The organism is Arthrobacter sp. BE255 (genome assembly GCF_031457335.1).
GTDB lineage: Bacteria > Actinomycetota > Actinomycetes > Actinomycetales > Micrococcaceae > Arthrobacter.
On the sequence record NZ_JAVDWK010000001.1, the window covers coordinates 703,844 to 716,416 of the forward strand.

Here is a 12,573-nt window from a genome sequence, read left to right on the forward strand (position 1 = left end):
GCCGTGGCGCCAGTGCCGCACTCAATGGTGCAAGATGGAAGCATGAGTGCCGAGGATCTTGAAAACTATGAAACCGACATGGAGCTCCAGCTCTACCGTGAATACCGCGATGTCGTCGGTTTGTTCAGCTACGTTGTCGAGACCGAACGGCGTTTCTACCTCGCTAACCATGTGGATCTCCAGGCACGCAGCGCAGACGGTGAAGTCTACTTTGACCTGACCCTGCAGGACGCCTGGGTATGGGACGTCTATCGCTCCGCCCGCTTCGTCAAAAGCGTCCGCGTGCTCACGTTCAAAGACGTCAACGTCGAGGAGCTTCCCCGCAACGAGGAACTGGCGCTGCCCAAGGATGTTGACCTCGGTAACTGAGGGCCCTGAGCGCCACTAGTCCCCAACACCCCCCGTAATCCGGCCGGGTTGCCCACATAGGCCAATCGTTCCCTGTCCTCCGCTGTCCTGCACCTGCAGGCTGGTTGCGGAGGTAGAAATGAAATCCAAAGACCTGCTGGGAAGGCGCGGCGAGGAGCTCGCCGCCTTGTACCTGGAATCGCTGGGCATGCTGGTGGTGGAGCGGAACTGGCGCTGCACCGAAGGCGAAATCGATATTGTGGCCCTCGACGGAGACGCCCTTGTGATTGCCGAGGTGAAAACCCGCCGCACCCTCGACTACGGGCATCCCTTTGAGGCCGTGGGCACCGCCAAGCTGGCGCGGCTCCACCGGCTGGGTTCGGCCTGGTGCCGGGACCGTGAACTGCGGATGCCGCTGCGGCGCGTCGACGTCATCGCGGTAGTGGACGACGGCGGCGGCGACCCTTTGGTGGAGCACCTCAAGGGGGTGGGGTAGATGGCCTTGGGCCGGACCTACTCGGTTGCCCTCGTGGGGCTGAACGGGTACATCGTTGAGGTCGAGGCGGATATCGGCCAGACCCTTCCCGCATTCGTCCTCCTGGGCTTGCCGGATGCTGCCCTCAACGAAGCGAAGGAGCGCATACGTTCGGCAGCCAAGAACTCCGGAATTCCGCTGAGCCGGAGGAAGATCACTGCCAACCTGATTCCTGCCTCGCTTCCCAAGCGCGGCTCCGGCTTCGACCTCGCCGTCACCATGGCCGTCCTGCGGGCCGCGAATGACATCAAACCCACCGGGCGCACGGTCTTCATCGCCGAGTTGGGGCTGGATGGCCGGCTGCGGCCGGTGCGGGGCATCCTCCCGGCAGTGATGGCTGCCGTGCAGGCAGGATACCCGGACCTCGTTGTGGCACAGGCAAACCTGGCCGAGGCGGCACTCGTGCCCGGCGCCAACGTCAGGGGCTACCGGACACTTGCCAGGCTCGCCCTGGACTTTGGCGCCGATCCGCAGGAACTGGCCCTGGACTTCGAACCCGAGGACGAGTCTGGCGCGGACGCAGCAGAGACAGGCCACGAAACCGTACCCGACATGGCCGACGTCTCAGGCCAGGGTGACGCGCGGAGGGCCCTTGAAGTGGCGGCCGCCGGCGCGCACCATCTGTTGCTCACCGGACCTCCGGGGGCCGGGAAGACGATGCTGGCCGAACGGCTGCCCGGCCTGCTGCCGGACCTTGCGGACAATGAGGCCATGGAAGTCACCGCAATCCATTCGCTCTGCGGCCTTCCCTCCACGGCAGTTCAGCTCCTGCGCAGGCCGCCCTTTGAAAACCCGCATCATTCCGCCACCGCGGCCGCAATCATCGGAGGCGGCTCAGGCCTGCCCCGCCCGGGAGCCGCCTCGCGGGCCCACCGCGGTGTGCTGTTCCTGGACGAGGCCCCCGAATACGAACGCCGGGTCCTGGACGCCCTCCGCCAGCCGCTGGAGAGCGGCGAACTGGTGATCCACCGCTCGGCCGGCACGGCAGCCTATCCGGCCCGGTTCCAGCTGGTCCTTGCCGCGAACCCGTGCCCCTGCGGCAAGGCATCCGGCAAGGGCCTGGACTGTACCTGCACTCCCATGATGCGCCGCCGTTACCTCGCCAGGATGTCCGGGCCCCTCCTGGACCGCGTGGACATCCAGCTGCAGGTGGAACGTGTGTCCCTGGCGGACTTCGGCCAGGCAGGTCTGGAAGAGGACACCGCCGCGGTAGCGCAGCGAGTGCGTGCGGCCCGCCGCCGGCAGTCGGAGCGGCTGCACCCCTTGGGGCTTGAAACCAATTCGCAGGTTCCGGGCCGGATCCTGCGTGGCGACCTCCGGCTCCCGGCGTCCTCGACGCGCATCCTTGACCACTCCCTGGAGCGCGGAGTCCTGACTGCCAGGGGCTACGACAGGGTATTGCGGCTCGCCTGGACCCTCGCCGACCTTGCACACCGGGACAGGCCTGACCCCAACGACATTGGACAGGCCCTCGGCCTCCGGCAGGCCGCGTCGGCCGCGGCATAAGGAACCACACTCATGGACAACGAACGGATAGCCCGCGCCTCATTGTCGCGGCTGATGGAGCCGCAGGACGCGGCAGGTCTCGCGCTGGTCAAAGCCGCAGGAGCGAGCGACGCCCTGCGGATTGCAACCGGCCAACTGAACGCCGGACCGGTACTGGAGCAGGAGATCACGGCGCTCCTGGCGGACAACGGAGCAGGCACCAGCTGGGCAGGGATCGGGGCCGCGCTCAAACGCTGGGCCCCGAGAATCCCGGACCTCGCACCCGAACGCGACCTCGCCACCATGGCGCGCCTCGGTGGCCGGCTGATTGTCCCCTCGGACGACCTGTGGCCCGCGCAACTTGCCGACCTCGGAATCCAGGAGCCGATCTGCCTGTGGTGGCGCGGCCTGGAGCAGCAGCTCCCGGACGTTTCCCGGTGTGTGGCTCTGGTGGGGTCGAGGGACAGCACCAGCTACGGTGCATCCGTCACCGGCGACCTTGCCTACTCGCTGGCGCAGCGCGGCTTTACGGTCGTATCCGGCGGCGCCTACGGCATAGATGCGCACGCCCATCGTGCGGCCTTGGCCGGGGGATCCGGAGCAGTGCCCACCATCGCGGTCATGGCCGGTGGTGTGGACCGGTTTTATCCATCCGGAAACGAAGACCTGCTCCGGGCGGTGTGCAACCAGGGAGCCGTGCTGGCCGAGGTCCCGCCCGGGTCGGCCCCAACCCGGTACAGGTTCCTGCAGCGCAACCGCCTCATTGCAGCGCTATCCGCCGTGACGGTGGTGGTTGAAGCACGCTGGCGGTCAGGTGCCCTGAACACAGCCCATCACGCGGAAACCCTGGGCCGGGCTGTCGGCGCGGTCCCCGGTTCGGTTCACAGTGCCAATTCGGCGGGCTGCCACCGACTGCTCCGGGACGGCGGCGCAGTCTGCGTGACAGATGCTGGCGAGATCGCTGAGCTGGCTTCACCGAGCGGAGAAGCCCTTCCCGAAGCCCGGACAGTGCGCGCAGCAGAGCACGACGGCCTGACCCTCGAGGACCTGATCCTGCTCGACGCCCTCCCGCTCAGGTCCACAAGTTCTGTCGATAAACTGTGTGCCGTTGCCGGGCTTAGCCAGGAATCGGTGCGTGCGGGACTGGGCAGGCTGGGGCTCCTTGGCCTGGCCGTTTCGGAACGGGGCGGGTGGAAGCGGGCTAAAGGGGCCGGATAGGCCGCTGTGTCCGGGCCCTGTCTGCGCACAAATGCTGGGAGAGTAGGGATGTGGAGAACCAAGAATTGCCCCCGGCCCTTGACCGGGCTGCCGCAGCATTCGGCAAATATCTGGCAGGTGAGCGGGCCAGGTCGGAGCACACGGTGCGTGCCTACCTCTCGGACGTCCGGAGCCTGCTGGCATACTGCTCATCTGAAGGAGTCACTGACCTGCCCGGCCTGGAACTCGGCACGCTGCGGCGCTGGCTGGGCGCCCAGAGCGAGGCAGGGGCCTCCCGGTCAACCCTCGCCCGGAGATCGGCAACAGCTCGTTCGTTCACCGCCTGGGCGCTCCGGGAAGAACTCGTCAGCACGGATCCCTCGCTGCGGCTGAAGGCCCCGAAAAAGGACAAGTCCCTGCCGGGCGTCCTGCAGGCCCAGCAGCTGACAAGGCTGCTGGACACGCTTGAGGAAGCGGCCGCGGACGGTGCGCCGCTGGCAGTTCGCAACCGGGCCATGGTGGAACTCCTCTATGCCACCGGCCTTCGTGTGGGTGAACTGGCCGGGATGGACATCGACGACCTCAACCCGGACCGCCGTACACTCCGCGTTATCGGCAAAGGCAACAAGGAACGAACCGTGCCTTACGGCGTCCCCGCAGCCGTTGCGGTCGATGACTGGCTCCGCAGGGGACGGCCGCGGCTGGCCCACGAAGGAAGCGGTCCTGCACTGTTCCTGGGATCACGGGGAAACCGGGTGGACCAGCGGCAGGTACGCACCGTGGTCAAGGACCTCTTCGAAGCCCTGGGGGACACGTCGGCCACGGGGCCGCATGCGCTCCGGCACTCGGCAGCTACGCATCTGCTGGACGGCGGTGCGGACCTTCGGGCGGTCCAGGAGATCCTGGGGCACAGCAGCCTGGCCACGACCCAGATCTACACCCACGTCTCCGTGGACAGGCTTCGGAACAGCTACCAGCAGGCACATCCAAGGGCTTGAGCCCCCTCGCGCCGGCGGCCCCTGTAACTTTCGAACAACAAGAGACCTGGGGGACGGGATCAGGGAATTGCAGTGGCGTAATTAGGCGGCGTGCGGCACAATAAGAGTCAAGTCCGGCAACTTTCAAGTTTCGCTTGAAGCTCACTGCTTCGCGCGTACCAGCAAGTCCGGACACAGTTACATATTCAGGCAGGGATAACCGCAGCCGTCAGGAACACGGCACAGCGCATTTCATCCGGGCAGAGGTCGTTGGGGAAGACGTACCTACAGCTATGGAGGATGGAATGTCTGTTGCAATGACCCGCGGTGTGTTGTTCGTACACTCGGCCCCTACCGCACTGTGCCCGCACGTGGAGTGGGCCATTGGATCCGTCGTGGACAAGCGGACGGATCTTGAGTGGACCCCTCAGCCTGCCGCGCCCGGAATGTTCCGGGCGGAGCTCTCCTGGACCGGCACGCCCGGGACCGGAGCGTCGTTGGCCTCTTCGCTGCGCGGTTGGGCCCATCTCCGCTATGAGGTCACCGAGGAACCAAGCCAGGGCGTCGACGGCGGTCGCTGGTCACATACCCCCGAACTGGGGATCTTCCATGCAACCACCGACGTGCACGGCAACATCATGGTGTCAGAAGACAGGATCCGGTATGCCTACGAATCCGGTGCAGGTGATCCCTCCGCGGTCTATCACGAGCTGTCCCTGGCCCTTGGTGAGGCGTGGGACGAGGAACTCGAGCCCTTCCGGCACGCAGCCGAAGGCGCCCCGGTGCGCTGGCTCCACCAGGTGGGCTGACCGCCGCCATCATGGACTGTCCGCGGCCGGGCAGCACCGGTTCTCTCCATAGCAAAGCAGGGGCCCCGCCGACTGGCGGGGCCCCTGCTTTTTCACTACGGTGGTGCTAGACGCTGCGTACCGCGATCACGGCGTTGTGGCCGCCGAAGCCGAAGGAGTTGCTCAGCGCCACAATGTTGCCGGCCGGGAGGTCACGCGCGGAGGTGACGACGTCGAGCGGGATTTCCGGGTCCTGGTTTTCCAGGTTGATGGTCACCGGGGCTTTGCGTTCGTAGACGGCGAGCACCGTGAGGACGGCCTCCACGGCACCGGACGCCCCCAGGAGGTGGCCCATCTGCGACTTGGTGGCTGACACGGCCACGCTGTCGAGGTGGTTCCCCAGGGCGGCACGCAGTGCCGTGTACTCGGGCTTGTCACCAACGGGCGTCGACGTAGCGTGTGCGTTGACGTGCACCACGTCCTCGGCCTGGATGCGGCCGTCGAACATGGCTGCCTTCAGGGCGCGGGTGGCGCCCAGTCCTTCGGGGTCAGGTGCAGTGATGTGGTAGGCGTCGGCGGTCACCGATGTGCCGGCGAGTTCGCCATAGATCCGGGCGCCACGGGCCAGTGCGTGCTCTTCGGCTTCGAGGACCAGCGCGCCGGCGCCTTCGCCCATCACAAAGCCGTCGCGGCCCAGGTCGTAGGGGCGGGAAGCGCCCTGCGGGTCGTCATTCCGGCGGGAGAGTGCCTGCATGGAGGCGAACGCCGCGAGAGGCATCGGGTGGATGGCAGCTTCGGCGCCGCCGCACATGACCACGTCGGCCTTACCGGAGCGGATCAGGTCCAGGCCAAGGTGGAGGGCCTCGGTGCCGGATGCGCAGGCGGACACCGGGGTGTGGGCGCCGGCACGGGCGCCAAGGTCGAGGCTGACGGCCGCGGCGACGCCATTGGGCATCAGCATGGGAACCGTCATCGGCAGAACACGGCGCGGCCCTTTTTCCTTCAACGTGTCCCACGCGTCCAGCAGGGTCCAGACGCCGCCGATGCCGGTTGCGAAGGCAACTGCAAGGCGGTCGTGGTCGATCTCGGTAATGCCGGAGTCGGCCCAGGCCTCCCGCGCGGCGATGACGCCGAACTGCGTGGAGGGGTCCATTCGCTTCGCTTCGACGCGGCTCAGGACCTCAAGGGCGGGCGTGCTGCAGCGCGCAGCAAAATGGACGGGAAGTTCGTACTTGGCAACCCAGTCGTCTTCCAGGGTGCGGGCACCGGAGACCCCCTTAAGCGCGTTCTTCCACATAGTGGGTACGTCGCCGCCGATGGGCGTGGTGGCACCCAGACCGGTAATGACTACTTTGCGTGTCATGGGATCACTCTCTGTCGGTGGGCAGCCCGGCGCCGGTGTTCTCCGGCGGGGTCCCGCGTGTGGGGGTATGGGCAGGTGGCTGCCGGGTGAATGCGGCTGGGCTGCCGGTCCGGGAATCCGGGCCGGCAGCCCAGCCAAGCCTTAAGCGGCTGGAGCTTTGGCTAGGCCTGTGCGCCGGCGATGAAGCTGACTGCGTCGCCAACGGTCTTGAGGTTCTTGACCTCTTCGTCCGGGATGCGCACGCCGAACTTCTCTTCAGCGTTGACCACGATGGTCATCATGGAGATGGAGTCGATGTCCAGGTCCTCGGTGAAGGACTTGTCCAGCTCCACAGCCTCGGGGGCGAGGCCGGTCTCTTCGTTGACGATTTCAGCCAAGCCGGCCAGGATCTCTTCGTTGCTAGCCATTGATGGCTCCTTTTCTTGTTATTGCCGGCAGGGGCTGCCGGAAATGGTTCAGACAGCGGATGCTGTCCGTATTGGGTGTTCCTAAGGAAGGACGATTACCTGGGCACCGAAAACCAGGCCGGCTCCGAAGCCGATCTGCAGCGCAAGACCGCCGCTTAGGCCCGGATTCTCCTGGAGCAGCCTGTGCGTGGCCAGGGGGATGGAGGCGGCCGAGGTGTTGCCGGCGTCGGCAATGTCCCGGGCCACGGTGACGGTTTCGGGAAGCTTGAGCTTCTTCACCATTTCGTCGATGATCCGCATGTTCGCCTGGTGCGGGATGAACGCCACCAGGTCTTCGGCCTGCACACCGGCGGCCTCCAGGGCCTGCTGTGCCACCTTCGCCATTTCCCAGACTGCCCAGCGGAAGACGGTCTGGCCGTCCTGGCGCAGCGTCGGCCACAGGTCCTGGGCTTCTTCCAGCAGTGCGAAGTCACCGGACTCGTCCGACTGGCGGGCCGCCTGGCTCAGGGCGCGGACGTCGAGCATGGACCGGGTCATGCCAATGGCGTCCCACTTGCTGCCGTCTGAACCCCATACCGACGGGCCGATGCCCGGCGTGTCCGACGGGCCGATAATGACGGCGCCGGCGCCGTCGCCCAGCAGGAAGGAGATGGTGCGCTCGTGGTTGTCGATGACGTCGGAGAGCTTTTCCGCCCCGACGACGAGGACATACTTGGCAGCGCCGGACCGGACCAGGGCGTCACCCTGGGCGATGCCGTAGCAGTAGCCGGCGCAGGCAGCCGAGATGTCAAAGGCCGGGGCAGGCGTTGCACCCAGCCGGTCAGCCAGGCTGGCAGCGGCAGACGGCGTGGCGTAGGGGTGGGTGACCGTGGAGACGATGACCGCGCCGAGCTCGGAGGCCTCGATGCCAGCCTTCGCCAGAGCTTCCCGTGCGGCCCCTTCTGCCATGTCGATGACGCTGACGTCTGCCGGGGCGCGGTGGCGCGTCACGATGCCGGTACGCTGCCGGATCCATTCGTCCGAGGAATCAATCCATTGGCAGACGTCGTCGTTGGTGACGATGATTTCCGGGCGGTAAGCACCGATTCCCAGGATGCGGGTGTTCTCCTGGACCGGGGCCTGTTTCAGTGTGGGAACGCTCATGCGTTGCCCTCCAATTCTGCGAAGAGTGCCAGGGCGGCCGAGAGGTCGTCCGGTGTCTTGACGGCAACCGTCTTGACTCCGGGCATGCCGCGCTTTGCGAGCCCTGCAAGCGTGCCGGCGGGTGCCAGTTCGATGACGCCAGTGACGCCCCGCTGCACCATGGTATCCATGCAGAGGTCCCAACGGACAGGACGGGAGACCTGGGCGATCAGGCTTTCGACGCCGGCGGTTCCGCCGGTAACTTCCTTGCCGTCAAAGTTGGAGAGCAGCGGCACCTGCGGATTCTGCGGGTTCAGCGTCGGCTTGAGCACTTCAAGGGCACTGACCGCGGGCGCCATATGGGAGGTGTGGAACGCTCCGGCAACCTTGAGCGGAATAACGCGGGCCTTGGCAGGCGGGTTCTCGGCCAGCGCCTTGAGCTGGTCAAAAGTCCCTGCGGCCACAGTCTGGCCTGCGCCGTTGACGTTGGCCGGGGTGGCGCCGGACGCTTCGATCGCGGCCAGCACCTCGGCCGGGTCGCCGCCCACTACGGCGCTCATGCCGGTGGGGGTGACTGCGGCGGCAGCGGCCATGCTGTTGGCGCGCTCCCGGACAAATGCCATGGCTTCCTGCTCGGTGAGGACTCCGGCCAGGGCGGAAGCGGTGATTTCACCGACCGAGTGGCCGGCGAGGATCACCGGGAGTGAGCTGAGTTCGACGTCGAAGAGGGACTTCGCAGCCACGAGGCCGGCCGCCACAATGAGCGGCTGCGCCACGGCGGTGTCCTTGATGGTTTCCTCGTCCGAGGTGGTCCCATGGGCTGTCAGGTCGATGCCTGCGATTTCGCTCAGGGAGGCCAGCTGGCCTGCTACCGAAGGCAGTTCCAGCCAAGGGGCCAGAAAACCCGGGGTCTGTGAGCCCTGTCCAGGGCAGACTATTGCAAGCACGTATCCAGCTTTCCAAATTACTGTGTGATCCAGCGGTGTTTCTCTGCACCAAGCTCACGGGGTCAGGTTGTAGGAAGTCTACAACGCCTCAGGTCTGATTCCGCGCCGGATGACGCTCGGCCGGTGCTTTCGGGGGCGCCGCGAGGCGGCCCACCACCAGCGCGGCCTGCAGCACAAACGCCTCCCGGGGGAGCAGCGGATCCCAGCCCGTGACGTCACACACGCGCTTCAACCGGTACCTGACGGTGTTCGCATGGACAAAGAGCTCCCGGGCGGTCGCCTCCAGCGAATGGCCCAGCTCCAGGTACGTTCCGAGCGTCTCCACGAGCCCGTTGGAAGCAGCCACGAGGGGACGGTAGATGTTCTTGACGAGTGACCGGCGGGCCGCGTCGTCGCCGGAAATTACCCGCTCAGGGAGCAGGTCGTCGGCGGCTACGGGCCGCGGAGCCGAGGGCCACGCCCGGGCAGCCGTCAGGCCGGCAAAGGCTGACTGCGCGGATCCGCTGGCCTCCAGGAGCGAACTTGCCTCAGGCCCGTAAACCACGGGCCCCGGGGCAAACATTTCGCTGAGCTTGAGGTAGGCCGTTTCCCTGTCGTGCACGCCGCCCAGGATCAGGATCAGCCGGTCTCCCTGGATCCCTACCAGGGCGTCCTCGGCATAACGGCCGGCGAGTCGCCGCAGTTCGCTGACGTAGCTGGCGCTGGGTTCCGACGGCGAATTGCCCACCATCACAGTGAACCGCTCCTGGGCCTTCCAGCCCAGGGCTGCAATGCGTGAGCGCAGCGCGTCCGTGTTTTCGCCGCGGAGGATGGCGTCCACGATCAGCGCTTCAAGCCGGGTGTCCCAGGAGCCGCGGGACTCAGCCGCCCTGGCGTAGACGTCGGCGGCGGCGAAGGCAACCTCGCGCGAATAGCGCAAAACAGCTTCGCGGAGCGAGGGCTGGTCGGCCTCGGGCGCGATGACAGGAACCTGGTCTTCCACCACTTCAACCACGATCCTGATGAGCTGGAGCGCTTTCTGGAGGCTGATGGAACGTGTGAGTTCCGTCGGGGCAGTGCCAAAGACGTCGGACAGGATCCACGACGGCGAGCTGGGACGTTCGTACCAGGTGACGAAGGCAGCGATGCCGTTTTGCGCCACCATGCCCAGCGCGGACCGTTCGTCTGAGCTGAGCCGGCTGTACCACGGCAGTGATTTTTCGAGCTGCCGAAGGGTTGTGGTGGACAGCTGGCCCACGCTCGCCCGGAGCTTTTTCAGGGTTTCGGATTTCTCCGGAGTCATGCTCCGCGAGGACGGCTTGCGCTTCACGGGCGGGGAACTTGGCTCTGGCATCCTTTGAGCATACGGTGCCTGCCCCGCAAGCTCCATTTGTGCGAAGGCTACAACGGCCGGGGTTGTGGGTCACAGTCCTCGCTGTCGGCCGCAACGGCCAGCCAGGAACAACGACGGCGGCCCCCACCAAAAGGTGGGGGCCGCCGTCGTCAGACCAACTGCCGTTGACAGTCAGCGGGGGTGGATCAGGAATCGCCGCCGGCGTTGCCGGTGGAACCGGCATTGACGTTGTGCAGGCGGTACTTCTCGATTGCCTTGGCAGGAGCCTGGGCGTCCACTTCGCCGCGGCGCGCAAGCATCTCCAGGGAACGGACCACGATGGAGTGGATGTCGTTCTTGAAGAAGCGGCGTGCGGCTGCGCGGGTGTCGGAGAAGCCGAAGCCGTCCGCGCCGAGCGAGGCGAACTCGTTCGGGAGGAACTGGCGGATCTGGTCCGGGACGGCCTTCATGTAGTCCGAAACCGCCACGATCGGTCCGGTGGCACCAGCAAGCTGCTGGGTGACAAACGGAACCCGTGCGGGCTGGCCCGGGTTCAGGAACGCTTCTTCCTCGGCGGCCATGCCGTCGCGGCGCAGTTCGTTCCAGGACGTGACGGACCAGACGTCCGCGGAGACACCCCAGTCCTCGGCCAGCAGCCGCTGGGCTTCCAGCGCCCAGGGCACTGAGACACCGGATGCCAGGACCTGGGTCCGGGGACCGTCGATCTTGGCCGGAGCCAGAAGGTAGATGCCCTTGAGGACGCCTTCAACATCAAGCTCGTCGGGTTCGGCGGGCTGGGTGATCGGCTCGTTGTAGACGGTGATGTAGTACATCAGGTTCCGGTCGGCCGAGTCGGGTCCGTACATCCGCTCGATGCCGTCGCGGATGATGTGGCCCATTTCGTAGCCGTAGGCGGGGTCGTAGGTGACCACTGCCGGGTTGGTGGCGGCGAGGATGGGGGAGTGGCCGTCGGCGTGCTGGAGTCCTTCGCCGGTGAGGGTGGTCCGTCCTGCGGTGGCGCCGATGATGAAGCCGCGGGTCATTTGGTCCGCGGCTGCCCAGAAGGCGTCGCCGGTGCGCTGGAAGCCGAACATGGAGTAGAACACGTAGACCGGGATCAGCGGCACGCCGTGGGTGGCGTAGGCGGTGCCGGCGGCGGTGAAGGCTGCGACGGCACCGGCTTCGTTGATGCCGGGGTGGATCAGCTGGCCCTGGGCGGATTCCTTGTAGGCCAGGACGAGGTCCCGGTCCACCGACAGGTAGTTCTGGCCCTTGGGGTTGTAGATCTTGGCCGTGGGGAAGAACGCGTCCATGCCGAACGTGCGGGCCTCATCGGGAATGATCGGGGCGATGTGCTTGCCGAAGTTCTTGTCCCGCATGAGGTCCTTGAGCAAACGCACGAAGGCCATGGTGGTGGCCGCCTGCTGCTTGCCCGAACCGCGCTTGGCCACTTCATACGTCTTCGCGTCCGGAAGGGCAATGTCCTGATGCTTGGACCGGCGCTCCGGAACAGACCCGCCGAGGGCGGCGCGGCGTTCCATCATGTACTTGATTTCCGGCGCGTCCGTACCCGGGTGGAAATACGGCGGCTGGTACGGGTCCTTCTCAAGCTGCTCGTCAGTGACCGGAATCCGCAGATGATCCCTGAACTTCTTGAGGTCGTCCAGGGTGAGTTTTTTCATCTGGTGGGTGGCGTTGCGGCCTTCGAAGTGGGGTCCGAGTCCGTAGCCCTTGACGGTTTTGGCGAGGATGACGGTGGGTTTGCCCTTGAATTCGGTGGCTGCCTTGTACGCGGCGTAGACCTTGCGGTAGTCGTGGCCGCCGCGTTTGAGGTTCCAGATCTGGTCATCGGTGAGGTCCGCGACGAGGTCCTTGGTGCGGGGGTCCTTGCCGAAGAAGTGTTCGCGGACGAACCCGCCGGATTCGGCCTTGTAGGTCTGGTAGTCCCCGTCGGGGGTTTCGTTCATGATTTTCACCAGGGAGCCGTCGGTGTCCTGGGTGAGCAGGTCATCCCATTCCCGGCCCCAGACGACCTTGATGACGTTCCAGCCCGCGCCGCGGAAGAACGCTTCGAGTTCCTGCATGATCTTGC

General features: G+C 66.1%; 12 protein-coding genes. 6 read left to right on the forward strand and 6 right to left on the reverse strand.

The window, feature by feature from the left end; translation table 11 throughout:
• The first annotated feature begins 42 nt into the window (after positions 1-42).
• The 6 genes from J2X42_RS03270 (at position 43) to J2X42_RS03295 (ending at position 5,351) form a co-directional block, all read left to right on the forward strand.
• Positions 43-369 (forward strand): DUF2469 domain-containing protein, encoded by a 327-nt coding sequence (locus tag J2X42_RS03270; RefSeq protein ID WP_056335405.1) that lies wholly within the window; start codon positions 43-45, stop codon positions 367-369.
• Positions 370-487: 118 nt separating this feature from the next.
• Complete coding sequence (locus tag J2X42_RS03275; protein WP_131131801.1) at positions 488-844, forward strand: YraN family protein; 357 nt, start codon at positions 488-490, stop codon at positions 842-844.
• On the forward strand, positions 845-2,389 hold the full coding sequence (locus J2X42_RS03280; protein ID WP_310162076.1) for a YifB family Mg chelatase-like AAA ATPase: 1,545 nt from the start codon (positions 845-847) through the stop codon (positions 2,387-2,389).
• Positions 2,390-2,401: 12 nt separating this feature from the next.
• Positions 2,402-3,586 (forward strand): DNA-processing protein DprA, encoded by a 1,185-nt coding sequence (dprA, locus tag J2X42_RS03285; protein WP_310162079.1) that lies wholly within the window; start codon positions 2,402-2,404, stop codon positions 3,584-3,586.
• Between the two features lie 50 nt (positions 3,587-3,636).
• Complete coding sequence (locus J2X42_RS03290; RefSeq protein ID WP_310162084.1) at positions 3,637-4,563, forward strand: tyrosine recombinase XerC; 927 nt, start codon at positions 3,637-3,639, stop codon at positions 4,561-4,563.
• A 284-nt stretch (positions 4,564-4,847) separates the two neighbouring features.
• A complete protein-coding gene (locus J2X42_RS03295; RefSeq protein WP_131131845.1) occupies positions 4,848-5,351 on the forward strand; it encodes a DUF3145 domain-containing protein in 504 nt (167 codons plus the stop codon).
• A gap of 106 nt (positions 5,352-5,457) precedes the next feature.
• Here the strand turns inward: J2X42_RS03295 and J2X42_RS03300 are convergent, their stop codons facing one another.
• The 6 genes from J2X42_RS03300 to aceE all read right to left on the reverse strand — a co-directional run.
• Positions 5,458-6,693, reverse strand: a complete 1,236-nt coding sequence (locus tag J2X42_RS03300; RefSeq protein ID WP_131131846.1) for a beta-ketoacyl synthase — start codon at positions 6,691-6,693, stop codon at positions 5,458-5,460.
• 161 nt (positions 6,694-6,854) lie between these two features.
• Positions 6,855-7,100, reverse strand: a complete 246-nt coding sequence (locus J2X42_RS03305) for an acyl carrier protein (RefSeq protein ID WP_009359314.1) — start codon at positions 7,098-7,100, stop codon at positions 6,855-6,857.
• An 81-nt stretch (positions 7,101-7,181) separates the two neighbouring features.
• A complete protein-coding gene (locus tag J2X42_RS03310) occupies positions 7,182-8,243 on the reverse strand; it encodes a beta-ketoacyl-ACP synthase III (protein WP_310162091.1) in 1,062 nt (353 codons plus the stop codon).
• Positions 8,240-9,169 (reverse strand): ACP S-malonyltransferase, encoded by a 930-nt coding sequence (locus J2X42_RS03315; RefSeq protein WP_310162095.1) that lies wholly within the window; start codon positions 9,167-9,169, stop codon positions 8,240-8,242. The genes J2X42_RS03310 and J2X42_RS03315 overlap by 4 nt, the downstream gene beginning before the upstream one ends.
• An 88-nt stretch (positions 9,170-9,257) precedes the next feature.
• Positions 9,258-10,502 (reverse strand): CdaR family transcriptional regulator, encoded by a 1,245-nt coding sequence (locus tag J2X42_RS03320; protein ID WP_131131849.1) that lies wholly within the window; start codon positions 10,500-10,502, stop codon positions 9,258-9,260.
• Between the two features lie 185 nt (positions 10,503-10,687).
• A partial coding sequence (aceE, locus tag J2X42_RS03325) for a pyruvate dehydrogenase (acetyl-transferring), homodimeric type (protein WP_310162100.1) occupies positions 10,688-12,573 on the reverse strand: 1,886 nt, incomplete at its 5' end.

What these genes read in the sequence shown, in the direction of transcription:
- J2X42_RS03270 (WP_056335405.1), top strand. Translation starts at nt 43, where the DNA reads ATGAGTGCCGAGGATCTTGAAAACTATGAAACCGACATGGAGCTCCAG.
- J2X42_RS03275 (WP_131131801.1), top strand. Translation starts at nt 488, where the DNA reads ATGAAATCCAAAGACCTGCTGGGAAGGCGCGGCGAGGAGCTCGCCGCC.
- J2X42_RS03280 (WP_310162076.1), top strand. Translation starts at nt 845, where the DNA reads ATGGCCTTGGGCCGGACCTACTCGGTTGCCCTCGTGGGGCTGAACGGG.
- dprA (WP_310162079.1), top strand. Translation starts at nt 2,402, where the DNA reads ATGGACAACGAACGGATAGCCCGCGCCTCATTGTCGCGGCTGATGGAG.
- J2X42_RS03295 (WP_131131845.1), top strand. Translation starts at nt 4,848, where the DNA reads ATGTCTGTTGCAATGACCCGCGGTGTGTTGTTCGTACACTCGGCCCCT.
- J2X42_RS03300 (WP_131131846.1), bottom strand. Translation starts at nt 6,693, where the DNA reads ATGACACGCAAAGTAGTCATTACCGGTCTGGGTGCCACCACGCCCATC.
- J2X42_RS03305 (WP_009359314.1), bottom strand. Translation starts at nt 7,100, where the DNA reads ATGGCTAGCAACGAAGAGATCCTGGCCGGCTTGGCTGAAATCGTCAAC.
- J2X42_RS03310 (WP_310162091.1), bottom strand. Translation starts at nt 8,243, where the DNA reads ATGAGCGTTCCCACACTGAAACAGGCCCCGGTCCAGGAGAACACCCGC.
- J2X42_RS03320 (WP_131131849.1), bottom strand. Translation starts at nt 10,502, where the DNA reads ATGCCAGAGCCAAGTTCCCCGCCCGTGAAGCGCAAGCCGTCCTCGCGG.